This window comes from Caulobacter sp. FWC2 (assembly GCF_002742625.1).
Classification (GTDB): domain Bacteria; phylum Pseudomonadota; class Alphaproteobacteria; order Caulobacterales; family Caulobacteraceae; genus Caulobacter.
In genome coordinates this window covers 3,157,710-3,181,397 of sequence record NZ_PEBF01000001.1, presented here as the reverse complement: position 1 = coordinate 3,181,397, position 23,688 = coordinate 3,157,710, and the positions used below count along the sequence as shown (strand labels likewise).

Sequence of the window (23,688 nt, the reverse complement as noted above, 5' to 3'; positions counted from 1 at the left end):
CGAAATGATCGGTCGCATTCTCTCTATGTCGGTGAAGGGACGCTGGTACGTCCTCCTCGTCACCGTTCTCATCGCCGCGTTCGGGGCGTGGCAGCTGACCAAGCTGCCGATCGACGCGGTTCCCGACATCACCAACAAGCAGGTGCAGATCAACACCGTGGCCGGCGCGCTGTCGCCGATCGAGATCGAAAAGCGGGTGACCTTTCCCGTCGAGACGGCCCTGGCCGGCATTCCGGGGCTGGAGACCACGCGCTCGATTTCGCGCAACGGTTTCTCTCAGGTTTCGGCGATCTTCTCCGAAAGCACGGACCTTTATTTTGCCCGCCAACAGGTGGCCGAGCGCCTGACCCAGGCGCGAGACACCCTGCCGGCGTCTGTCCAGCCGCAGATCGGGCCGGTCACCACCGGCCTGGGCGAAGTCTTCATGTACTCGGTGGAGTTCACCAATCCCGGCGGGAAGGGCGCCAAGCCCCACGACGGCAGCCCCGGCTGGCAGAGCGACGGCGCCTATCTGACGCCCGAAGGCGAGCGGCTCACCGATCAGATTTCCCAAGCCGCTTATCTGCGGACCGTGCAGGACTGGGTCATCCGGCCGCAACTGCGCTCGGTCAAGGGCGTGGCCGGCATCGATTCGATCGGCGGCTACGAGAAGCAATATGTCGTCGAGCCGGACCCCGCCAAGCTGGCGGCCTACGGCGTGTCGTACACCGATCTGGCCAAGGCCTTGGAGTCGGCCAACCTCTCTGTCGGCGCCAACTTCATCCAGCGGGCCGGCGAGGCCTATCTGGTCCGCGCCGACGCGCGGGTGCGCACGCTCGACGAAATCCAGAGCGCCATCATCGCCACACGTCGGACGGTGCCTGTCGCGGTGAAGGATGTCGCGACAGTTCGCGTCGGCGGCGACCTGCGCACCGGCGCCGCCAGCAAGAACGGCGACGAAGTGGTCGTCGGCACCGCCTTGATGCTGATCGGCGAGAACAGCCGCTCGGTGGCCAAGGCGGTCGGCGAGAAGCTGGCAGAGGTCAAGAAGTCGCTGCCGCCAGGCGTGGAGGTCACCCCAACGCTGGACCGCTCGGTCTTGGTCAACGCGACGGTCGCGACCGTCGAACGCAACCTGACCGAAGGGGCGATCCTGGTCGCCGCGACACTCTTCCTGCTCTTGGGGAATGTTCGTGCGGCCTTCATCGCCGTGCTGATCATCCCGCTATCGTTCCTGATGATGGCCATCGGCATGAACGAGCTGAAGGTGCCGGGCAATCTGATGAGCCTGGGCGCCCTGGACTTTGGTCTGATCGTCGACGGCACGGTGATTATCATCGAAAACTGCCTGCTTCGCTTGGCCGAGCGACAGCATCATCGCGGCCGGCTGCTGGATCTTCCTGAACGCCTGGAGACCGTCCTGCACGCGACCCAGGAGATGATTCGTCCCACGGTCTTTGGCCAGGCGATCATCTTCCTGGTGTTCGCGCCGCTGCTGACCTTCACCGGTGTGGAAGGCAAGACCTTCTCGCCGATGGCCATTACCATCATGCTGGCCCTGGGCGCGGCGTTCATCCTATCGCTGACCTTCGTGCCGGCCATGGTCGCCATCCTGATGCGCGGCAAGGTGTCGGAGAAGGAGGTCAAGGTGATCGCCTACTCCAAGCGTCACTATGACCCGGTGCTCAAGCGCGCGATCGCCAAACCCTGGCCTTTCATCGGCGGGGGCCTGGCCCTCTTCCTGGTCGCAGGCGTGGTCTACACGACCCTTGGCCAGGAGTTCATCCCGCAGCTGGATGAGAAGAACGTCGCCATGGGGTCGCTGAAGATTCCCTCCACGGCGCTGGAACAGTCGCGCGCCATGCAGCAGCAGGTGGAAAAGGCGGTCAGTTCGCTGCCGGAAGTGGAGATGATGTTCTCCAAGACCGGCACCGCCGAAGTCGCCACCGATCCCATGCCGCCCAACGTCTCGGACGGCTTCATCATCCTCAAGCCGCAGAAGGAGTGGCCCAAGGGCGTGGAGAACAAAGCCAAGGTCGTCGAGCGCATCGAGGCCAAGGTCGCGCCGCTGCTGGGCAACAGCTTCGAGGTCACCCAGCCAATCCAGATGCGGTTCAACGAACTGATCGCCGGCGTGCGCGGCGACGTCGCTATCAAGCTCTATGGCGATGATTTGGACAAGATGGGCGTATCGGCCGCCAAGATCGGCGCGGTCCTGGAAGCCATCCCGGGCGCCGACGGGGTTCGGGTCGAGCAGACGGCTGGAGCCCCGACCCTGGACGTGCGGTTCGACCGCGCCGCCATCGCGCGCTTCGGGCTGACCGTCGAGGAAGTCGCCGACACGGTGGCCGCCGCGATGGGCGGACGTCAGGCCGGCGATGTCTTCGAAGGCGACAAGCGTTTCGACATCACCGTGCGGGTGCCGATGGCCCAGCGCGACGATCTCGACGCCATGGGCGCCTTGCCGGTGATGTTGCCGTCCGAAAACGGCAATGCTCAACGCTCGGTCCCGCTGCGCGAACTGGTGCAGTTCCGGTTCGCCGACGGCCTCAACCAGATCAGCCGCGAGGACGGGAAGCGCCGGGTGGTCATCCAGGTCAATGTGCGGGGGCGCGACATTGGTTCGTTCGTCAACGAGGCCAAGGCCAAGGTCGACGCCGTGCCATTGCCGACCGGTTCCTGGCTAACCTGGGGCGGACAGTTCGAAAACCTGAAGGCCGCGACCGCCCGCCTGGCGCTCGTCGTGCCGCTCTGTTTTGTGCTGATTTTCCTGATTCTCTACATGGCGCTGGGAGGCGTTAAGCCCGCCGCCTCGGTCTTTGCGGCCATTCCGCTGGGGTTGTCGGGCGGGGTCTTCGCCTTGGCCCTGACCGGGATCACCTTCTCGATCTCGGCGGCGGTGGGCTTCATCGTCCTGGCCGGGGTAGCGGTCCTCAACGGCCTGGTGGTGATGTCGAGCGTCCGCCAGAGGCTCGACGAGGGGATGCCGGTCCCGCAAGCCATCTATGAGGGCTCGATCGAGCGTTTCCGTCCGGTGTTGATGACGGGCCTGGTGCCCGCGATCGGCTTTATTCCCATGGCCTTGGCGCATGGGACTGGCGCGGAGGTGCAAAAGCCGCTGGCGATGGTGGTTATCGGCGGTCTGATCACCGCGACGGCGGTCACGCTCGTCGTGCTGCCGGCCATCGCTCAACTGGTCCTCCAACTGGGCCGAGGTCGGGCCGTCCCAGATGTTAGCCCGGCAGAGCCGTCACCGGCGACGCACTGATCCGGGGCGCCGGCGTGGCCCGTCCCCCCACCACGCCGGCGTGTCTCTCTTGTCGAAAGAAAAGCGATGTCCCTGAAGGCTTCTCAAGCACGGCAACTCTGGATACCCGTCGGTCTGGCCGCCGCGGTGATGATCCCCGCCCTTGCTCTGCGGATCGAAGGCTGGCGGCCCAATGCCGTGCTGGATATCGCCGTGTTCGGCGTCGCGATCCTGGCAGCGGGCTTCCTGTTGTCCTGGGGCGCGGAAGCGGCGGAAAAATACCTCTCCCAAGGCCTGATCCTGGCGGCCGTAGCTCTTGTCACGGTGCTGCCCGAATACGCCGTCGACATCTACTACGCCTTCCAGGCGGGGCGATCGCCCAGTGAAGGCTATGTCGCCTTCGCGGCCGCCAACATGACAGGCGCCAACCGGTTGCTGATCGGCCTGGCCTGGCCGGCCATGGTCCTCTTGCACTGGTGGAAGAACCGGCAACCGGGCATTGAGTTGGCGCCAGTCAACGCCATCGAGATCGTCGTGCTGGCCATCTCCAGCGCCTACGCCTTTGTCATCATCCTGAAGAACACGATCAGCGCCTGGGACTCCATCGTATTGGTCGGGCTGTTTGGCCTCTACCTCTGGCGTGTCAGCAAGCTGCCCAAGGCGCAGGATGAAGACGAGGCTGAAGAGCCTGGCCCCGGCGCAGTCATCGCCAAGATGTCGACCAAGGCGCGCTGGACGGTGATGATCGGCATGACCGTGGTCGCCGCCGGAGTGATCTTGGCCGTTGCCGAGCCGTTCGCCGAGTCGATGATCGACGGCGGACGCGCGCTCGGCATCGACCAGTTTTTGCTGATCCAGTGGCTGGCGCCAATCGCCAGCGAGGCCCCAGCGGTTGTCATTGCGGTGCTGTTCGTGCTTGCGGGGCGGGCGGCGGCGGGTCTGGTGGCCATGATCAGCGACAAGATCAACCAGTGGACGCTACTGGTCGGAATGCTGCCCCTGGCCATGAGTCTGGGTGCGGGGCAACTGACGGCGCTGCCGCTTGACGCGCGTCAGCATGAGGAATTTTTCCTCACAGCCGCGCAGTCTCTGTTCGGCCTAGCCCTGCTGCTGCGGCTGCGGCTTTCGGTGTTCGGCGCGATCGCCTTGCTGGGCTTGTTTGTCGCCCAACTGATGATCGCCCTGACCCTGCGCCAAGACGAAGCGCGCGATATCGCGGCGCTCACGTCTGTGGCCTGGGGCTACCTCATCCTGGCCGGATTGCTGTTCGCGCTCAATTGGCGCGCCATCACTGGCCTGCTGTCCACCGCCTTTAGCCTGACGGCCAAACCCGACACCGTTGCCGATCTTCAACTGGCCAGGCCCCAGTCTAGCCCGGAGCGCGCAGCTGATGACGCCTAGGCTCACTGATTTGAGACCGGCGCCCCTGCGGCGATCGATGATCGCCGCAGGCTTGGTTGTCTCCGGGGTCGCTGGCGCGGGTTTCGCCCAGGCCGCGTGGGCCGAACGCGTCCTGGTCTTGGAGCCGACGGCTCCAGGGGTCTGGCGGACGAAGGCGCGGCGGATGACCGTGGAGTTTCGACGCACCGGCGCGGCGGCCGACCCGCGTCTGATGATCCGGTTTCTAGACGCAAACGGTGATGCGGTGTCCCCGCGAACCGCCCAACGGGTGGGGCTCAGCGCCGCCGGCGAGACGATCATTTTCAGGCGCAACGGCCGGGGGTGGATCTCGACCTCGGCGCAGTCCGCGCCGCGCGAAGGCGCCAGGCTCAGCATCGTCGAGGCCGATCACCAGCACGACTTTCTCCTGAATGTCTCCGAGCCCGCGCCCACGGAGGCGCACCGATGACGCCCTGGTCGCGCCGCCAAGCGCTGGCCGGCCTGACGGCGGGCCTGACCGCGATCGCGGGCCAAGGGAGGGCGGCGGCCACGCCATTCACCGTCTATCGCTTGGCGGCGTGCGGATGCTGCCAGGCCTGGATGGCGCACATGGCCGCCGCAGGTTTTGCCCCCAGGAGCGTCGAGGTCGACGATCTGGTGGCGGTCCGACGGCGCTTCAACGTTCCCGAGGATCTTGCCGCCTGCCACACCGCAGTTATTCACGGCTACGCGATCGAAGGCCATGTGCCGGCCCAAGACGTTGCGGCGCTGCTGCGGCGCGGCCTCCGGGCGGTGGGCCTGGCCGTGCCCGGCATGCCGATTGGTTCGCCGGGCATGACCGTGCCCGGCGTCGTCCCCCAAGCCTACTCCACCCTGCTGCTGCTCTCGGGCGGCCGCCGACAAGTTTTCGCGCGTCACTGAACCGGCCTCAAAGGAGACTTCCATGCAAATCCCCGGGCAAGCTGTCCTGCTTCGTATCTACACCGATGAGAACGCCCTGGTTGGCGACCGCGCCTTGATTGATGTGATCGTGCTGCGCGCTCGACAGGAGCGGCTAGCCGGCGCGACCGTGCTGCGCGGCCGAAAGGGATTTGGCGAGTCGGCGCGCATGCACGAGTCTAGGCCGTTGGACTTCAACGACAATCTCCCCGTCGTCATCGAGATTGTCGACGAGGAGGCGCGCTTGCGCGTTTTCCTGAAGTCTCTCGATGATCTCAAGGGCATAGGCCTCATCACCTTCGAAAAGGTCGAGGTTCTCCGGTACGGCGGCCATCACGTCGAACCCCATCAGTAGACTTCAGGAGTCGCGCCATGACCGACAAGCTCCGACTTGAACTGCCGATCCTGTTGCCCGAGGCCGCTGACGCCTGCGACCACTGCGTCACGAGCCTGATCGCCGTGCTTGAGGGGCGTCCTGGCGTTTCCGAAGCCCACGTCGACAAGAGCGAGGCGGGCGAAGGCTCGCTCTGCATCCACTACGATGAGAGCCAAATCCGGCTGGGCCAACTGCGGGCTTTCGCCCTGCAGGCCGGAGCGACCCTCAACGACCGGTTCGGTCATTTCGCCTTCGAACTGGCGGGCGGCGTCCATGCCAGGAGCGCCCGCCGGATCGCCGATGGCCTTCGAGGGCAGGTCGGCGTGTTAGCGGCCGAGGTCGGACCCACTGGCCGCGGATTTGTCGAATTCGATCGCGCCAAGACCGACGAAGACGCCTTACGCGCGTCGGTGCGCGCCGCAGGGGCTCGCCTCTTAGTTCGCCCTGCTCCAACGGATCGCCAACCCAGTGGCGTCAATGTCGAGGGCGTGGTGCACGAGCACCACGACCACGGCTCCGGCAGCGGACATGTCCACGACAAGGCGCGTGTGCCCGACCCAGCTCACGAGAGACACGATCACGGTGCGTCCGCCAAGCTCGCCACGGGCCATGAAGGCCACGACCACGCCGCGGGCGACCACGATCATGCCCACGGCGGCGTCTTTGGCGAACGCACCGAACTGATCTTCGCGGTTCTCTCCGGTGTAATGCTTTTGGCCGGTTGGCTGATCGGCCAGCGGCTGCCCGGCGTGGTCCAGTTGATCTTCTATGGCGCGGCCTATGTGTTCGGCGGCTATTTCACCCTCAAGGAAGCCTTCGAGAACCTGCGCAAGCGCCGGTTCGAGATCGACACATTGATGCTGGTGGCCGCCGCTGGCGCGGCCGCCCTAGGGCAATGGGCTGAAGGCGCCTTGTTGCTCTTCCTATTCAGCATTGGCCATGCCCTGGAGCACTACGCCATGGGCCGGGCGCGTCGCGCCATCGAGGCTTTGGCCCAACTGGCGCCCGAACGCGCTACGGTGCGACGCGGCAATCAGACCGAGGACATCGCCGTCGAAGCGCTCAAGATTGGCGATATCGTGCTGGTGCGCCCCAACGAGCGGATCGCCGCGGACGGTGTCGTGGTGGTTGGGGAAAGCAGCGTCAATCAGGCGCCGGTGACCGGGGAGAGCGTCCCAGTCGATAAGCGGGCCGCCGCGCAGCACGATCTGGATTTTGCAAAAGCCAGCAGCGAGCATCGTGTCTTCGCCGGCACGATCAACGGCTCAGGCGCACTCGATGTCCGCGTCGCCAAGAAAGCTTCGGAAAGCACCCTGGCGCGAGTGGTCAAGATGGTGGCCGAGGCGGAGGCTCAGCGATCGCCGACCCAAAGGTTCACCGATCGCTTCGAACGGATTTTCGTGCCGGCGGTCCTGGTCGGCGTTGGCCTGTTGATGCTGGCGTTCCTGGTCATCGACGAGCCGTTCAGCGCCAGCTTCTATCGCGCCATGGCCGTCCTGGTCGCCGCCAGCCCCTGCGCCCTGGCCATTTCCGTGCCCAGCGCCGTGCTGAGCGGGGTTGCTCGGGCCGGTCGCGGCGGCGTGTTGGTCAAGGGCGGTGGCCCGTTGGAAAATCTGGGCACCCTGACCGCCCTGGCGTTCGACAAGACCGGCACTTTGACCCAGGGCAAGCCAAGGCTCACCGATGTGGTGCCAGCCGATGGCGTGGAGGAGCACGAGTTGTTGGCCGTGGCGGTTGCCGTCGAAGCCTTGAGCGACCACCCCCTGGCGGCCGCGGTCGTCCGCGACGGCGAGGAAAAGCTGGGGCAGACCCCTCGCCTGAAGGCCGAGGCTGTCAAGAGCCTGACCGGACAAGGCGTTCAGGCCGACGTGTCCGGCAAGGCCGCGGTGATCGGCAAGCCCGGCCTCTTCGAAAGTGGGGAGGGGCCAAAGCCGCCCGCAGCGGTCTGGAGCGAGGCTCAACGATTGGAGGCTGCGGGTCGCACGGTCGTGGTGGTTCGACACGGTGATCGCTATCTCGGCGTCCTTGGCCTCATGGACACCGCGCGCCCAGCCGCCAAGGTCGTGATCCAGCGTCTGCGCACCTTGGGGATCAAGCACATCATCATGCTGTCGGGTGACAACCAGTCGGTGGCCAGCGCCATTGCCAAGGAACTGGAACTGGACGAGGCCAAGGGCGGCCTGATGCCCGAGGACAAGGTCGCGGTGATCAAGGCCCTGAAGGAGAAGTTTGGCAAGGCCGCCATGGTCGGCGATGGCGTCAATGACGCCCCGGCCATGGCCAACGCTACGGTTGGGATCGCCATGGGCGCGGCCGGATCGGACGTCGCGCTCGAGACCGCCGACGTGGCGCTGATGGCCGACGATCTGACTCATCTGCCGTTCGCCGTTGGCCTGAGCCGCCGCACCAGCGGCATCATCAAGCAGAACCTCTGGGTCAGCTTGGGAATGGTCGCCTTCCTGATCCCAGCGACTTTGCTGGGTCTGAAGATCGGCGAGGCGGTGATCTTCCACGAAGGGTCGACCTTGCTGGTCGTGGCAAACGCGCTGCGCTTGCTGGCCTATCGGGCCAAGACCGTATGAGCGACTGCGCCATCTCGACCGCGGTTGGAGCACGCTTGCGTCATGACCGGCCATAATCGTCACACACCGTCGGCTCGCGCTAGGTCCAAAGCCAACCGGCCTTCGGCATGGGCCGTAGTCGCTATCATCGTGTCGCTGCTTTTCCTCGCCTTGGCGATCATCCTTCTTGCGCTCGAACTTGGATATCGAACATGATCTTCCGTCCGCACAAACCTCTTCGTGTTCCTACCGCGTGGCTGGCGGCTGGCGGCTTGGTGGTCGGGCTGGGGGGCTGCGTGGCCTATGCGGGGGCTGCGTTGCTTTCGACGCCGATTGAGGCCACAGCGCCACGAGGCTTCATTCTCAAATCGGTCGAGGCGATCCAGGAGCCCAACGGCGTTCGGTTCCACGGTGCAGCTTGCCGCAGATCATCATTGCCATCACCAGTACGCATCCGGGTCGATCGCGTAGACGCCAAGGGACAGCTGCTGAGTTCGACCTCGCGCGCCCTGTCAGGGCTGCGCGGACATGAACACCGTTGCACGTTCTTCGACGTGCCGACCGTCGGTGACCTGCGTCCGGGCGAGAGCGCTCGCGTGTGCGCTCAACGGACTGTGGGGCCGTGTCCTGCCGCCCAACCGCTAGATGAGGCATCCTCGAAAGCCGCGCCGCCCTCGCGCATTTTTTAGGAACTGCGCCATGATGATCGAAACCGAGATCGATATCGCAGCGCCGCCCATGAAGGTCTGGCGCGCTATTACCGACTTCCCTGGTTATCCCAAGTGGCACCCATTCCGCACGGTGTCGGGTGAGTTGGCCTTGAATGAAAAAGTGAAGATGCTGGTCAGGACCAGCCTTGAGCGACGACGCAAGGATTCTGGCAGGATCAGCACGTTGATCCCAGGCGAGGCCATAGCCTTCGCCACTGGCAACCTGATGCTGAAAAATACGGAGTCTTATCTCCTGACGCCAAGCCGAAGGGGCACCTTGCTGCGCCATCGCACCGAGATGACGGGGCCGGCCGAGTTCCTGTTCCGCTTCGCCCAACCCTTCGTCGCCAATATGCGAACGGCCAGTGACGTCACAGACAAAGCCCTGGACCGCTATCTGACCACCAACGCTTCGCTCACCACCGGCGCGCGCAAGCGGCCGCGGACCCGGATTTAAGGGTTGCTCACCGCGACAGCCTCACAACGACAAGGCTCATTCAAATGACCAATGACAGCCAGCACCTACTGCGGATCTATTTCGACGCTGCGCTCACATTTCAAGGCCAAGCCTATGACGACGTGCTGCTCGCTAGAGCGCGCCAGATGAAGATCGCGAGCGCTGCGGTTTTGCGGGTCATGCAGGCCTACGGTGACACCGCGATCGTCCATGGCGCTCACGCGAGGGACTTGGCGCCGGATCAGCACCTCATCGTCGAATTGGTCGATGCTCAGCCCAAGCTGAAAGCCTTCGTGGAAGCTCTTGAGCTGTCCGTCGAGATCGGTCTGGTGACCTTGGAGAAAGTCCAAGTCGTCGGCTACGGCGGCCACCGCCATCACGGCGGATGAATGTGGATGAACGGCGGGGGAACATTGGACTGCGTTGAGGCCTTCCTTGCCTAAGGAGCACATTCATGAATCCCGCAGCACCTTCCAAAGATCTCGCCGCGCCGGCAGGCGCCAAGCCGGTCGCGCCTACTGACGCATCGCCCGGCGATCCCAAGGCCACGCCTCCCGTTGTTGACAAGCCCGGCGGAATGATCGGCGAGGGTGAGGCGGGCGCGGCCAGCGTCGAGGGCGTCGAGAGCGAGACTGAGACGCGGGCCGACGGCGGCATGATCGGCGAAGGCTAGGCAATACTGCTCCAGCAGAATTCGCGAAATGTAGAATCCAGTCGATAGTGATAGTCTTGCGGGCAAGCAGACACTGCGGACACGCTTAGGCCGCTGAACGACCCAGCCTATCGGCTCTAGCGCGCCGCATAAGCCACGTCCATGGTTGGTGCCGTCAACTTAGGTTGAGGGAACAAGCTTTGACGTAAGCCCGCTACGCTCCAGTTCGAGACGGGCGAGGGTGGGCTCTGCGCCTTGAAACCGGACGACCGGGTCTGCCGGGGACAGGCACGGCGGCGGTGCGCTAAGACGCGTGGCGTCGCGCGGACGAACACCACGGGCCTTTGATGAACGATCAACACTTCCGACGCGCCGTCCAATGGGCCGCGATGCTGAACCTGGCCTGCTTCCTCGTCGAGTTCGTCGTGGCCCTGCATATCGGGTCGGTGTCCTTGCTGGCCGATAGCGCCGACTTCTTCGAGGACGCGGCGGTCAATTTCCTGATCTTCATGGCCCTGGCCTGGAGCGCAGCGCAGCGGGCGCGTGGGCATGGCGCTGGCCTGTGTTCTCCTGGCGCTCGCGCTCGCCTTCCTCTGGGCGCGGGAGCAAGCTTGGCGCGCCCGTCGCGCCTGACCCGGTGAAGCTTGCCGTCACCGGCCTCGGCGCCTTGGCTGTCAACCTGACCTGCGCCTTCATGCTGGCGCGGTTCAAAAGCCATGGCGGGAGCCTGGCCAAAGCCGCCTTCCTTTCGGCGCACAACGACGTGCTGGCCAATGTGGCGATCATCGCGGCTGGCGGCCTGACCCTGTGGACCCGATCACTCTGGCCCGATGTTGTCGTCGGTCTTGGCATCGCGGCCATGAACATCGACGCGGCGCGCGAAGTGTGGACCGCGGCCAGGCAAGAGCAATCCGAGGCCGCCGCGCGACCCTAGCGTGACGAACCTCCGCTAGCTGAGATGTTGGGCAGAACGATCAACACCTCAGCCGGCCAAGCCTAGGACTTGCGGATCGCCATCACTTCGCCCGCGCCGTCGTGGAGCTTCAGGTCGAAGGCGACCTTGTCGCCGACCGCGATCCCGTCCAGCAGGGCCGGCGCGATCTTGAAGCCCATGGTCATGGCCGGCCAGCCGGCTTCCGGAATGGCCTCGTGATCGAGGGTGATCGCGGCGGTCTTGTCGATCGCCTTCACCACGCCGAGGCCCTTGGCCATCTTGTCGGCTGGCGCCATGTCCATGCCGGCCATGGCGTTGCTCGCGGCCGGGGCGGCGGCGGCGGGAGGCGCTGGGGTGGCCGGGGCTTCGGTCTTGCGGTCGCAGGCGGCCAGGCCGGTCGTCGCCAGCAGGGCGGCGAGCGTCAGGGACAGGGTCTTCATGGGGGGATCTCCTAGGCTGAGCGGAAAGCGGAAGGTGCGGTTCGGGCTTGCCGGCGGCGCAGCAGCAGGTAGCCGGCCGGGATCACGAACATCGACAGCAGCGGGGCGGTGAGCATGCCGCCGATCATCGGCGCGGCGATGCGGCTCATCACTTCGGAGCCCGCGCCGTGGCCCCAGAGGATGGGGGCCAGGCCCGCCAGGATCACCGCCACGGTCATGGCCTTGGGCCGCACGCGCAGCAGGGCGCCTTCGCGCACCGCGGCTTCGACTTGGGCGGGCGACGGATCGGGACCCAGGGCCTCCATGGCGTGCTTGAGATAGATCAGCATCACCACCCCGAACTCGGCCGAGACCCCGGCCAGGGCGATGAAGCCGACGCCGGTGGCCACCGACTGGTGGAACCCCGCCAGATACAGCGTCCAGATCCCGCCGGTCAGGGCGAACGGCAGGGTGGCCATGATCAGCCCCGCCTCGTCGAAGCGGCGGAAGATCACGTACAGCAGGACGAAGATGATCAGCAGAGTGGCCGGCACGACGATCTTCAGTCGGTCGGCGGCCCGCTGCAGATATTCGAACTGGCCCGAATAGGAGACGCTGACGCCGGGCGAGAGCCTGACCTTCTGCCCGACCGCCTGGCGCAGGTCGCCGACGACCGAGGCGAGATCGCGGCCCCGCACGTCGACATAGACCCAGGTCGTGGGCCGGCCGTTCTCGCTCTTGAGCATCGGCGGCCCGTCGGCGATCTCGACCTGCGCCACCGTGCCAAGGGTGATCTGCGCGCCGTCTGGGGTCAGGATCGGCAGCGTCCGCAGGCCTTCCAGACTGCCCCGCAGTTCGCGCGGATAGCGCACGCTGATCGGATAGCGCGCCAGGCCCTCGACCGTCTGGCCGATGGTCTCGCCGCCGATCGCCCCGGAGACGATCGACTGGACGTCGTCGATATTGAGCCCGAACCGCGCGGCGGCGGCGCGGTCGATGCGAACATCGACATAGCGCCCGCCGGTCAGCCGTTCAGCCAGGGCCGAGCTGACGCCCGGCACGCCCTTGGCCACGCCCTCGACCTCGCGGGCGATGCGATCGAGTTCGGCGAGGTTGGCCCCCGAGACCTTGACCCCGATCGGGCTCTTGATGCCCGTGGCCAGCATGTCGATGCGATTGCGGATCGGCGGCACCCAGACATTGGTCAGGCCGGGGACGCGGACGCGCTGGTCGAGCTCGGCCACCAGCTTGTCGGGCGTCATGCCCGCCCGCCACTGGTCGCGCGGCTTGAAGCGGATGGTGGTCTCGAACATCTCCAGCGGCGCGGGATCGGTGGCGCTCTCGGCCCGGCCGGCCTTGCCGAACACGCTCTGCACTTCCGGCACGGTCTTGATCATCCGGTCTGTCTGCTGGAGCAACTGGCCGGCCTTGGCCGCCGACAAGCCCGGGAGGGCCGAGGGCATGTAGAGCAGGTCGCCTTCGTCCATGTTGGGCATGAACTCAGCCCCCAGATGGGCCAGAGGCCAGGCCGTGGTGGCGAAGGCCAGCAGGGCGACCAGCAGGGTGGTCCTGGGGCGACGCATGACCCGGTCGAGCAGCGGGCGATAGGCCGCCGTGAGCACGCGGTTGATCGGATTGGCCGCCTCGTCGGGGATCTTGCCGCGGATCAGGTAGCCCATCAGCACCGGGATCAGGGTCACCGACAGGATGGCCGCCGCCGCCATGGCGTAGGTCTTGGTGAAGGCCAGGGGACGGAAGAGCCGGCCTTCCTGCGCTTGCAGGGTGAACACCGGGATGAACGACAGGGTGATGATCAGGAGGCTGAAGAACAGCGCCGGACCGACCTCGGCGGCGGCCTCGGTGATCACCGTCCAGCGGGTCTCGCTGGCCAGGGTCTCGCCGGGATGCTCATGCGCCCAGCGCTCAAGCTTCTTGTGGGCGTTCTCGATCATCACCACGGCCGCGTCGACCATGGCCCCGATGGCGATGGCGATGCCGCCCAAGGACATGATGTTGGCGTCCACGCCCTGGCTCTTCATCACCAGGAACGCGGCCAGCACGCCCAGCGGCAGCGAGAGGATCGCCACCAGGGCCGAGCGCAGGTGGCCCAGGAAGAGGGCGCAGACCAGGGCCACGACCAGGAACTCCTCCAGGAGCTTGCCGGTCAGGTTATGGACGGCGCGGTCGATCAAGCCCGAGCGGTCGTAGGTGCTGACCACCTCGACGCCGGGCGGCAGGCTCTTCTTCAGCTCCACCAGCTTGGCCTTCACCGCCGCGATGGTCGTGCGGGCGTTCTCGCCCGAGCGCAGGATCACCACCCCGCCGGCCACCTCGCCCTGGCCGTTGAGCTCGGCGATGCCGCGCCGCATCTCCGGGCCGACCTGAATCGTCGCCACGTCACCGAGGCGCACCGGGACGCCGCCGGCGGCCGTCCTCAGCGGCACGGCCTGGAAGTCCTCGAGGGTCTTCAGATAGCCGGTGGCGCGGACCATATATTCGGCCTCGCCCAGCTCCAGCACCGAGCCGCCGGCCTCGGCGTTGGCGCCCTTCAGCGCGGCGACGACCTGTTGGTGCGTGACCCCGAAGCTGGCCAGCTTCTGTGGGTCGAGCACGACCTGGTACTGACGGACCATGCCGCCGATCGCCGAGACCTCGGCCACGCCCGGCAGGGTCTTGAGCTCATAGCGCAGGAACCAGTCCTGCAGGGATCGCAGCTGGCTGAGGTCGTGGCTGCCGGTCCTGTCGACGAGGGCGTATTCGTAGACCCAGCCGACCCCGGTGGCGTCGGGGCCCAGGGCCGGACGGGCGCTCTCCGGAAGACGGCCCTGGACCTGGTTGAGATATTCCAGGACCCGCGAGCGGGCCCAGTAGAGGTCGGTCTTGTCGTCGAAGATCACGTAGACGAAGCTGTCGCCGAAGAACGAGTAGCCGCGCACGGTCTTGGCGCCGGGCACCGACAGCATGGTGGTGGCCAGCGGATAGGTGACCTGGTTCTCGACCAGTTGCGGGGCTTGGCCCGGATAGCTGGTGCGGATGATCACCTGGGTGTCGGAGAGATCGGGCAGCGCGTCGATCGAAGTCGAGCGCACGGCGAGGCCGCCGGCCACGATCAGCGCCAGGGCCCCCAGCAGCACGAAGAAGCGGTTGGCGACCGACCAGCGGATCAGGGCGGCGATCATGCGCCACCGCCGATCTTGGCGATGCGCCGGACGGTCGGGTCGGCCGGCGGCGGATCGAAGGCGAAGCGGACCTGGTCGCCGACCTTCAAGCCCCGCAGCAGCATCGGATCGGCGCGGAAGGTCATGGTCATGGCCGGCCAGCCGATCGCCGGCACGGGGCCGTGGGACAGGGTGACGCCGTCCTTGGTCACCTGCTCGATGCGGCCTGTGGCTTCGACCAGGGCCGGCTTGGCCGCCGTCATGGGCTTGGTCATGGTCATGTCGCCCGCGGGTGCTTGAGGACCTGACGCCGGCAAGGGGCGGACCTGCAGGCCCGCCAAGCTGGCCTCGGAGTCGACCAGGAACTGGCCCGAGGCGATGACCTTCTGGCCCGAAGCCAGCCCGGCCAGGATCTCCGTCCGGCCACCGGCTTCGTGGCCGGTCCGGACCTCGACGGCCTGGTAGCGGCCGCCGTCGGCGGCCAGCAGCACCACGTCGCGCGCGCCGGTGCGGATTACTGCCTCGGACGGGACCAGCAGGGCGGTGCGAGCCGCCGCGTCGAAGCTGATGGTGGCGAACAGGCCGGGCTTGAGGCGGCCGTCGCGGTTGGCCAGTTCGATCCGCGCCTGCAAGGTGCGGCTGTCGCCCTGGGCCTGGGGCAGCACGGCCTGGACCGTTCCGCGCCGGGTCTCGCCCGGATAGGCCGCCAGGGTGACGCCGACGCCCTGACCGGGCCGCAGCTGGCCGGCCTGCGCCTCGGGCACGGCGGCCGTGACCCAGACCTTCGAGAGGCCGTTGATCTCGGCCAGGGTCTGGCCCATGGCCACGGTCATGCCGGCCCGCACGTCGAGCTTGGAGATCACCCCGCCCAAGGGGGCGGTGACGGTGATCGTGGTGCGCGGCCGACCGTCGCGGTCGAGACCGGCGACCACGCCGTCGGGCATGCCCAGCAGCCGCAAGCGCTGGCGGGCGGCGGCGACCAGGGCTGCATCGCCGGTCCTCCGCACAGCCAGATATTCGGTCTGGGCGCCGCCCCACTCGGGAATTAGCAGGTCGGCGAGCGGCGCGCCGGCAGCGATCACGTCGCCGGGCGCGCGGCCATAGACGCGCTGCACGAACCCGCCGCTGCGGGCCTGGACGACAGCGATGTCGCGCTGGTTAAAATCGACGATGCCGGTGGCGGTCAGGCCGCTGGAAAGCGCGCCTTCCTCCACGGTCGCCAGCCGGAAGCCGAGGTTCTGCGCGGCCGACGGATCGATGCGGACGCCCGCCGCCGGACCGCTCGCCTCGGCCTCGCCGGCGTATTTGGGCACCAGCTGCATGTCCATGAACGGCGACTTGCCCGGCTTGTCGAAGTGTTGGGCCGGGACCATCGGGTCGTACCAGTAGAGCACCTTGCGACCGTCGGCCGGGGCTTCCGACATCGCCGGCTTGGCGGTCAGGCGAGCGAGGCCATAGCCGCCGGCGCCGGCCAGCACCACCAGGGCGGCGGCGCCCGCGAGCAGCGCCTTCATCGAGGGGGACGGGGTCATTGGTCGCTTCCGTAGGTCAGGGTCAGGCGGGCGGCGTCGACGGCGACGGCGGCCTCGCGATCGAGGGTGGTGAGCTGGGCGTCGGCCAAGCCCGAGAAGGCGACCAGCACGTTGGGCAGGGCGGCCGTGCCGGCGCCATAGGCGGCGGTCTCCAACTGGGCCCTCTGCTTGGCCAGCGGCAGCAGGGTGTCGCGGGACCGCAGCCATTGCTCGTGGTGCATGACGTGATCGGCGAGGTCGGCTTCGAGCTGGGCGGCCAGCGCCCGGCGCGCATCCTCGCGCTGGGCGTCGGCCCGGCTGGCGCTGGCGGCGCGGGCGGCGATCATCGGGTCCTGGCGGCTCTTGCCCCACAGCGGCAGGCTGATGCTGACCCCGGCCGAGACCATGTCGCCGAACATCGGGTCGCGGCGCTGGTAGGCCACGTCCCAGCTCCAGTCGGGACGCTTGTCGGCCTTGGCCAGGGCGACGTCCGCCCGCGCCTGGCGGGCGGCGGCGTCCTTGGCCAGCAGGGCGGGATTGCGGTCGATCGCGGTCCTGAGGCCGGCGGGGGCAAGGTCCAGATCCGGTGTCTCGCCGATCGCCTGAGGATCAGCATCACCCGTCCAGCGGCTCAGCATGGCGCGGGCCCGTTCCAGCTCGGAGACCGCTTCGCTGCGGCGGTCCTCCAGGGCGGCGCGCATCTGCGCGGCCTCCAGCGCCTGAGCGGGTCTGGAGCGACCGGAGGCGACGCCGGACGGCGCGGCGTCCCACAGCGGGGCCAGCTGGGCGACCACCCCATCCAGGGCGGCGAGCTTGCGCTGGGCATAGAGCAGTTGGATCCAGGCGAGCGCCGTGGCGACACGGACCTGGCGGGCCTCGACCGCGCCCTCGGCCCCGGCCGCGACGATGTCGGCCTCGGCCCGGCCGATACGCGCCTGGCGCTTGGCGGCGCTGGGCATCTCCTGGCTGAAGCCGACCCTGCCCATGGTCATCTCGTCGGCCCCGAACCGCCCGGCCGGCGAACCCGAGACCGGGAAGTTGTCGAGGCCGAGGGCCAGCTTGGGATCCGGCAAGGCGCCGGCCGCCTTGGCCGAGGCCTTGGCGGCGTCGACCTGCAAGGCGGCGGCGCGCAGGGACGGCGCGTTGGCGGCGGCCGCGTCGAGGGCCTGGGCGTAGGTGAGGGGCGCGGCCTGGGCGGCGCTGGCCAAGCTCAGTCCGGCCAGAAGAGGAAGAATACGCATGGGGACGAAAATCCTGGAGGCAGCCGTGAAGGGGCAGCGCCCCGGCGAGGCGTTTGCAGCCGCCTCGCCGGGGCCGGACGGGACGGGCGACGACAGGGGATCGGTCCCCGCCCGTCCCACCCGAGCTAGCGAGGCGAGCGGGCCGGTTGGAACGCGCCGTCGACGCCGGCGACGGCGTGCGGCATACAATCGGCCGGCATGTCGCAAACCCACGCGGCGCGCCGGAAGACGTCCTTGGGATTGGCGGGCGCGGGGAGGGCCTGCAGATGGCCGCAGGCGCGTGGCGCGGCGGCCGAGGCCGTCGCCAGGGAAGCAAGGCTGGCGACGAGCGCCAGCGCGATGATGCGGGGAGACATGAGGGTCATCCTTGAAGATCGGAAAGCCAGCCCGCGAGAGCGCGGGCGATCACACGCGCCCGGCAGGGCGGGCGCATGAAACGAGCGATGGACGTGGATCGGCCTTTGGGCCGGTCCTAGGCGATCGTTCGTGGAGGCGGATCTTCGAGGATGAGCCGGTGCGTGCGACCGCTGGTGTTCGACCAGCTCGTCTCGACGCGATAGCTGACGGCGACCGGCATCGCCGAGCCCTCGCAGGGGGCGGCGACGGACAGGGCGCAACTGACCGCGCAAGCCTTGGCGCAATCCTTAGCCGACATGGCCTTGCCGTGGTCACAGCAAGGATCAGCCTGAGCCGCGTCGTCGCCGGCGGGGGCCATGGCGACCATGGCCATCGCGTCCATGCCAGCCATGTCGCAATCGGCCCGCGCGGCGTTGACCGCCAGCGGACTGAACGCGAGGGCCACGGCGGCCAGGAAAGCGAGCGCATGCCTTAGCATCGGGTAAGCTTAGCGCAGTCGCACGGCGTCGTCATGTACGGACAATTCCTGAACGCGGTTCGCCGCGACCGCGGCGCGGACTGGTGACGGCTTGGAGACAAACCCCGAAAGCCGCCGATCTGGTCCAATACGCGCTGGCCCGGATCATCCCTCGACCCTTTCGCGCCATCGTGGCGAATATTTTCAGAAGCGGAACGGGGGCGCCGTTCGCCGGTTTTGGCAGCGTCGGACCCGGTTTGGGCATCAGCGCGACGCGACCGTGGCGGCGGCTGCTCGGGTCTCCTGGAGACAGTCATGGCCGAGCAGCACGCGCCTGAAAATCATCAACACCATAGGCCCTACCTGCGCCTGGCGGTCATGACCGCCCTGTCGTTCCTGGCCATGTACGTCCTGATGTACGCCATGGTCGACAGGGCCGCGAACATCCATCCAAGCTTCAACCAGGCCTACATGGCCGGCTTGATGACCGCGCCGATGGTGCTGCTCGAACTTCTTCTCATGGGCATGATGTATCCGAGCAAGGGCCTCAATCGCGGCTTGGTCGCGTCCAGCCTCGTCATCGGGGTCTTGTGTTTCGCGGCCATCCGCCACCAGTGGCTGGTCGGCGATCGCGAGTTCCTGCGCTCGATGATCCCGCATCACGCCGGCGCGATCCTGATGTGCGGACGCGCGCCTGTGAAGGACCCCGAGATCCGGCGCCTTTGCGCCACGATCATCAAGGGCCAGCAGCAGGAGATCGACCAGATGGGCGCCATGCTCGCGCGCGCCCGCTAATCCTTGGCGGCCCGCCGGACCGGCAGGCCCGCACTCTTGTGGCTTTGCACGACCGCCTTGCGCATAGGGCGTTTCCCGCCCGCCATCCGTCGGTCACACTCTGCGTCGGGGCGCGTCATCCTTCACCCGAGGGATCGGACCGCGGGCTGCGTATGCATGGATGTAGAGTCAGGGGATCGGCGATGAGCGACAAGCTCGACGAACTTTTCGAGGCGTTGCGGCGACAACCGCACGCTCAGCTGCACGGCCTGGAAGGTCAGGTCTGGGCCAGGATCGACACCTGGCGCGACGGCCGGCGCGCGGCGAACGCACTCGTGCCGCTGCGCGCGGCCTCAATCGTCGCGGCCCTGGGCCTGGGCATGGTCGGCGGCAGCCTCGCGGCCAACGCCGCCGCGCGCGCGCCCTCCGAGATCTCCGCGTTTTCGGTGGACGCGCATTTAGCGCCATCGACCCTGTTGGGCGGTCGCTGACATGCGCCGGATCTCGCGCGGCGCCGTGCTGACCGTCGTCCTGGCCCTGCTGGCCGGGGTCGCCGGAGGCTGGCTCGGCTCAGGCCGGTTCCTGCCCAAGCCCCATGCCCAATCGCTGCATGAGATGGTCCACCACGAGCTGAAGCTCAGCGCGGATCAGGATCGCCGGCTTGAGGCGCTCGAACAGGACTTCGCCGTGCGTCGTCGCGCCCGGGAGGCCGAGCTGCGCGCGGCCAACGCCCAACTGGCCGCCGCCATCCAGGCGCGCCACGAATACGGGCCCGAGGTCGAGGCCGCGGTCGAGCGCTTCCATACGGCCATGGGAGCGCTGCAGTTGGAGACGGTCCAGCACGTCCTGGCGATGCGCAAAGTACTGACCCCCGAGCAGGCGGCCAAGTTCGACCGTCGCGTCAGCGAGGCGCTCACGAACGAGACGCCGTGACCGCCGGTCTTGGCGAGGATGAAGACGGCGCGCTGGCCAGGCGCGCGGCGCGGGGCGACGAGCGCGCCTTCAGCACGCTGATGCGCCGGCATAAGAGCCCCTTGCATGCCTTCGCCCGACGCCATGTCGGCGAACCCGAAGCCGCCCATGAGGTGGTGCAGGAAAGCTTCGTCGCCGCCTGGAAGGCGCTCGATCGCTATGATCCGGCCCGGCCGTTCGGCGCCTGGATGCGGGCCATCGTCCTCAACAAGTGCCGCGACCGGGGGCGGCGCCTGTTGGTTCGCCGGCTGATCCTGGGCGAGCGGTCGATCGACGCGCCGGGCGCGCCCGACCCTGCCGACCCCACGCCAGGCCCGGAGGCGGCGAGCCTGCGCGCCGAGCAATTGTCGCGCCTGGAGGCGGCGATCGCGCGTCTTCCCGACCAGCTCAAGGAGCCCCTGATCCTCACCTATCTGGAAGGCTACTCGCAGCAGGACGCCGCGGCGTTCCTGGGCGTCAGCGTCAAGACGATCGAAACGCGCGCCTACCGCGCCCGCAAGCGCCTGGCCGACTGGCTGGTCGACTCCTGATTTTTTGGCCCGCCGATGAGGGGGGCGAAGTTTCGGCGCGTAGCCACCCTTGAGATCGCGTTGCGGCCGTCATGGCCTGCGCCAGCGCGTCATCGTCAAAGGGCTGTCATGCGTCGATCCAGCGCGGCTTTCGATCGCCGTCGTTTCCTCCAATCGCTCGCCATACTCGGCGGCGGCGCCACGCTCGCGAGCCTCCTGCCGTCCTGGGCGCAGGCGGCGGGCGATCCCGGCCGCGCGCCGGCCGCTCTTTCCGGCGACGACATCAAGCTGACCATCGGCCACACGCCGGTCACGGTAGACGGCAAGGCCGCCCACGCCGTGACGATAAATGGCACGGTTCCAGGTCCGCTGATCCGGCTGAAGGAAGGCCAGAATGTCCGCCTTTCGGTGACAAACAACCTTGACGAGGACACCTCGATCCACTGGCACGGCCTGCTCGTGCCCTTCCAGATGGACGGCGTGCCCGGCGTCAGCTTCCCGGGGATCAAGCCGGGCGAGACCTTCGTCTACGAATTCCAGGTCCGCCAGTCGGGGACTTACTGGTACCACAGCCATTCGGGTCTGCAGGAGCAGATGGGCCACTATGGGCCCATCATCATCGACCCGGCCGGTCCTGATCCGGTGGCCTTCGACCGCGAGCACGTCGTGGTGCTGTCGGACTTCAGCCGTCTGCACCCCCATCAGATCTTCAAGAAGCTCAAGCAGCAGAGCGGAGTCTTCAACTACCAGCGCCAGACCCTCGGCGGGCTTATGGCCGGCAAGGATCAAACCCTGGCCGAGCGCCTGGACTGGGCCAAGATGCTGATGGACCCGACCGACATCTCCGACGTCACCGGCGCGGCCTACACCTTCCTGGTCAACGGCCACGGCCCTGCGGACAACTGGACGGCGCTGTTCTCGCCGGGCGAGCGCGTGCGCCTGAGGTTCATCAACGCCGCGGCCCAATCGGTCTTCAACGTTCGGATTCCCGGCCTGCGCATGACCGTGGTCGCCGCCGACGGCCAGCACGTCCGGCCGGTCGAGGTCGACGAGTTCCAGATCGGCAACGCCGAGACCTATGACGTCATCGTCCAACCGACGCAGGACAAGGCTTTCACCATCGTCTCGGAGTCAGTCGACCGCTCCGGACTGGGCCGCGCCACTCTGGCGCCGCGGCTGGGCATGAGCGCCGAGGTTCCGCCGCTGCGGGAGCGGCCGCTGACCACCATGCGTGACATGGGCATGGATATGGGCGGCATGGATATGAGCGGCATGCAGATGGGCGCCATGGACCACGGCTCCACGGACATGTCCGGCATGGACCACGCGGCCATGGGGCACGGCGCCAAGGCCGCCAGCCCCGCGCCCGGCATGGCGCCGCCGCGCCAGCGCGGAAGCGACGTGATGGGCAAGATGGACATGGGCGGCATGGACATGTCCATGCGCAATCCGGACAACGCGCCACAGGTCAAGCTTGGCCCGGGCGTCCAGACCATCGCCCCGATGCCGATGGATCGCACCGGTGAGCCCGGCCAGGGCCTCGAAAGCGTCGGCCACCGGGTGTTGGTCTATCGCGATCTGGCGGCGCTCGAACCGAACCCCGACACCCGCGCCCCGCAGCGATCCCTCGACATCCACCTGACCGGCAACATGGAGCGGTTCATGTGGGGGTTCGACGGGCGCAAGTTCAGCGACCGGCCGCCTCCCTACGCCTTCGGCCACGGGGAGCGGGTCCGGGTCACTCTGGTCAACGACACCATGATGGCCCACCCCATCCACCTGCACGGCCACTTCTTCGAGCTGGCGTTCGGACCGGCAGGCTACATGCCGCGCAAGCACACGGTCATCGTGCTGCCAGGTGGCCGCGTCAGCTTCGACTTCACGCCCGAGACCGGCGACTGGGCCTTCCACTGCCACATGCTCTACCACATGCATGCGGGGATGTTTCAGGTCTTCAGCGTGCGCGACACCCCAGCGGAGAGCGCGCGATGAAAGCCCCGCTGATCGCCCTCCTGCCGGTCCTGTGGGCGGCGCCGGCCCTGGCCCAGCACGCTGGTCACACCACCGCGCCAGCCGCGCCGAGTTCCAGCCCCAAACCCGCGCCGGCGAGCCCGGCCCCGGCCGCCGACCCCCATGCCGGACACGACATGGGCGCCATGCCGGACATGGCCATGGCCAAGACGCAGACCGTGCCGGTGGCTGATCCCCACGCGGGCCATGACATGGGCGCAATGTCCGGCATGGGCGTCCCCGGCCAGTCGAGAAGCCAGGCCGAAGCGATGGGGCCGCCGCCTCTGCCTGATCACGAAACGGCCCCGCCCCAGCCGCCCGCCGACCACCTGGCCGACAAGGTCTTCGATCCGGCCGCCATGGACCGGGCTCGCGCCGTGCTTCGGCAGGAGCATGGCGGCGCCCAGGCCTCGCAGGTGATGGTCAATCTTCTCGAATACCAGGCGCGCTCGGGCGGCGACGGTTATCACTGGGATGGCGAGGCCTGGTTCGGCGGCGATCTCAACCGCTTGGTCCTGAAGTCCGAGGGCGAAGGCGACCGCCATGGCGTCGAGGCCGGCGAGGTCCAGGCGCTCTACTCCCGCGCCGTGGGCCTTTACACCGACGTGCAGGTCGGCGTGCGCCAGGACGTCCAGCCCAAATCACGCAGCTACGCTACGGTCGGTTTCGAGACCCTGCTTCCCTACTGGATCGAGGCCGGCGGCGCGCTGTTTTTGTCGAACAAGGGCGACGTGCTAGGCCGGGTCGAAGGGGCGATCGACTGGCGCCTGACCCAACGCCTGATCCTGCAGCCGCGCGCCGAACTCAACCTCTCGGCCCAGGACATCCCCGAGACCCAGACCGGCTCTGGCCTGTCGGACGCGGAGCTGGGCTTGCGCCTTCGCTACGAGATCCGCCGCGACTTGGCGCCCTATGTCGGCGTGACCTGGGCCAAGCGTTTCGGACAGAGCGTCGACTACGCGCGGGGCCTGGGGCGGGACGTTTCCGACACCAGTCTGGTTGTCGGCCTGCGCGCCTGGTTCTAGCCCGCCAACGATCCCAAGGA

At 67.6% G+C, this 23,688-nt stretch carries 23 protein-coding genes; 17 read left to right on the top strand and 6 right to left on the bottom strand.

Going from position 1 to position 23,688, the window contains the following annotated elements; translation table 11 throughout:
• Positions 1 to 4 precede the first annotated feature (4 nt).
• From CSW62_RS15260 to CSW62_RS26605, 11 genes are all read left to right on the top strand, one after another.
• Positions 5 to 3,247 (top strand): efflux RND transporter permease subunit, encoded by a 3,243-nt coding sequence (locus CSW62_RS15260; RefSeq protein ID WP_099579206.1) that lies wholly within the window; start codon positions 5 to 7, stop codon positions 3,245 to 3,247.
• Between the two features lie 66 nt (positions 3,248 to 3,313).
• On the top strand, positions 3,314 to 4,627 hold the full coding sequence (locus CSW62_RS15255; RefSeq protein WP_099579204.1) for a sodium:proton exchanger: 1,314 nt from the start codon (positions 3,314 to 3,316) through the stop codon (positions 4,625 to 4,627).
• Positions 4,628 to 4,664: 37 nt separating this feature from the next.
• Positions 4,665 to 5,075, top strand: coding sequence for a hypothetical protein (locus tag CSW62_RS15250; protein WP_099579202.1), 411 nt, complete (start codon positions 4,665 to 4,667; stop codon positions 5,073 to 5,075).
• A complete protein-coding gene (locus CSW62_RS15245; RefSeq protein WP_099579200.1) occupies positions 5,072 to 5,527 on the top strand; it encodes a DUF411 domain-containing protein in 456 nt (151 codons plus the stop codon). Before CSW62_RS15250 ends, CSW62_RS15245 begins: the two co-directional genes overlap by 4 nt.
• A gap of 22 nt (positions 5,528 to 5,549) precedes the next feature.
• Positions 5,550 to 5,900: a DUF190 domain-containing protein gene (locus tag CSW62_RS15240; protein ID WP_099579198.1), complete on the top strand. Its 351-nt coding sequence runs from the start codon at positions 5,550 to 5,552 to the stop codon at positions 5,898 to 5,900.
• Positions 5,901 to 5,917: 17 nt separating this feature from the next.
• The gene (locus CSW62_RS15235) at positions 5,918 to 8,503 is read left to right on the top strand and encodes a heavy metal translocating P-type ATPase (protein WP_369827484.1); all 2,586 of its coding nucleotides are present in this window, start codon (positions 5,918 to 5,920) and stop codon (positions 8,501 to 8,503) included.
• A 678-nt stretch (positions 8,504 to 9,181) separates the two neighbouring features.
• The gene (locus tag CSW62_RS15230; protein ID WP_099579196.1) at positions 9,182 to 9,649 is read left to right on the top strand and encodes an SRPBCC domain-containing protein; all 468 of its coding nucleotides are present in this window, start codon (positions 9,182 to 9,184) and stop codon (positions 9,647 to 9,649) included.
• Positions 9,650 to 9,693: 44 nt separating this feature from the next.
• On the top strand, positions 9,694 to 10,038 hold the full coding sequence (locus tag CSW62_RS15225) for a DUF190 domain-containing protein (protein ID WP_099579194.1): 345 nt from the start codon (positions 9,694 to 9,696) through the stop codon (positions 10,036 to 10,038).
• 65 nt (positions 10,039 to 10,103) lie between these two features.
• Positions 10,104 to 10,322, top strand: coding sequence for a hypothetical protein (locus CSW62_RS26165; RefSeq protein WP_143324410.1), 219 nt, complete (start codon positions 10,104 to 10,106; stop codon positions 10,320 to 10,322).
• A 326-nt stretch (positions 10,323 to 10,648) separates the two neighbouring features.
• Positions 10,649 to 10,942 carry a cation transporter gene (locus tag CSW62_RS26610; RefSeq protein WP_199170612.1) on the top strand — a complete coding sequence of 98 codons (294 nt, stop codon included), beginning with the start codon at positions 10,649 to 10,651 and terminating at the stop codon, positions 10,940 to 10,942.
• Positions 10,939 to 11,235, top strand: coding sequence for a cation transporter (locus tag CSW62_RS26605; protein ID WP_199170611.1), 297 nt, complete (start codon positions 10,939 to 10,941; stop codon positions 11,233 to 11,235). The genes CSW62_RS26610 and CSW62_RS26605 overlap by 4 nt, the downstream gene beginning before the upstream one ends.
• A 62-nt stretch (positions 11,236 to 11,297) precedes the next feature.
• Here CSW62_RS26605 and CSW62_RS15215 read toward each other — a convergent pair whose 3' ends face one another.
• The 6 genes from CSW62_RS15215 to CSW62_RS15190 form a co-directional block, all read right to left on the bottom strand.
• Entirely contained in the window at positions 11,298 to 11,675 is a 378-nt protein-coding gene (locus CSW62_RS15215) for a copper-binding protein (protein ID WP_099579192.1), read from the bottom strand.
• An 11-nt stretch (positions 11,676 to 11,686) separates the two neighbouring features.
• Positions 11,687 to 14,833, bottom strand: a complete 3,147-nt coding sequence (locus tag CSW62_RS15210; RefSeq protein WP_099579190.1) for an efflux RND transporter permease subunit — start codon at positions 14,831 to 14,833, stop codon at positions 11,687 to 11,689.
• The gene (locus CSW62_RS15205) at positions 14,830 to 16,344 is read right to left on the bottom strand and encodes an efflux RND transporter periplasmic adaptor subunit (RefSeq protein ID WP_099579188.1); all 1,515 of its coding nucleotides are present in this window, start codon (positions 16,342 to 16,344) and stop codon (positions 14,830 to 14,832) included. The genes CSW62_RS15210 and CSW62_RS15205 overlap by 4 nt, the downstream gene beginning before the upstream one ends.
• Positions 16,341 to 17,564 (bottom strand): TolC family protein, encoded by a 1,224-nt coding sequence (locus CSW62_RS15200; RefSeq protein WP_099579186.1) that lies wholly within the window; start codon positions 17,562 to 17,564, stop codon positions 16,341 to 16,343. The genes CSW62_RS15205 and CSW62_RS15200 overlap by 4 nt, the downstream gene beginning before the upstream one ends.
• Positions 17,565 to 17,689: 125 nt before the next feature.
• Positions 17,690 to 17,920, bottom strand: coding sequence for a hypothetical protein (locus CSW62_RS15195; RefSeq protein ID WP_233206696.1), 231 nt, complete (start codon positions 17,918 to 17,920; stop codon positions 17,690 to 17,692).
• 116 nt (positions 17,921 to 18,036) lie between these two features.
• Entirely contained in the window at positions 18,037 to 18,399 is a 363-nt protein-coding gene (locus CSW62_RS15190; protein ID WP_099579181.1) for a hypothetical protein, read from the bottom strand.
• A 294-nt stretch (positions 18,400 to 18,693) separates the two neighbouring features.
• On the opposite strand from CSW62_RS15190, the gene CSW62_RS15185 reads away from it, so the two are divergent.
• From CSW62_RS15185 to CSW62_RS15160, 6 genes are all read left to right on the top strand, one after another.
• Positions 18,694 to 19,173: a DUF305 domain-containing protein gene (locus CSW62_RS15185; RefSeq protein ID WP_099579179.1), complete on the top strand. Its 480-nt coding sequence runs from the start codon at positions 18,694 to 18,696 to the stop codon at positions 19,171 to 19,173.
• Between the two features lie 182 nt (positions 19,174 to 19,355).
• Entirely contained in the window at positions 19,356 to 19,643 is a 288-nt protein-coding gene (locus tag CSW62_RS15180) for a hypothetical protein (protein WP_099579177.1), read from the top strand.
• 1 nt (position 19,644) lies between these two features.
• Positions 19,645 to 20,085, top strand: coding sequence for a periplasmic heavy metal sensor (locus CSW62_RS15175; protein WP_099579175.1), 441 nt, complete (start codon positions 19,645 to 19,647; stop codon positions 20,083 to 20,085).
• Complete coding sequence (locus tag CSW62_RS15170; RefSeq protein ID WP_099579173.1) at positions 20,082 to 20,654, top strand: RNA polymerase sigma factor; 573 nt, start codon at positions 20,082 to 20,084, stop codon at positions 20,652 to 20,654. The genes CSW62_RS15175 and CSW62_RS15170 overlap by 4 nt, the downstream gene beginning before the upstream one ends.
• A gap of 108 nt (positions 20,655 to 20,762) precedes the next feature.
• On the top strand, positions 20,763 to 22,625 hold the full coding sequence (locus tag CSW62_RS15165; RefSeq protein ID WP_099579172.1) for a copper resistance system multicopper oxidase: 1,863 nt from the start codon (positions 20,763 to 20,765) through the stop codon (positions 22,623 to 22,625).
• A complete protein-coding gene (locus tag CSW62_RS15160) occupies positions 22,622 to 23,668 on the top strand; it encodes a copper resistance protein B (protein ID WP_099579170.1) in 1,047 nt (348 codons plus the stop codon). Before CSW62_RS15165 ends, CSW62_RS15160 begins: the two co-directional genes overlap by 4 nt.
• Positions 23,669 to 23,688 lie beyond the last annotated feature (20 nt).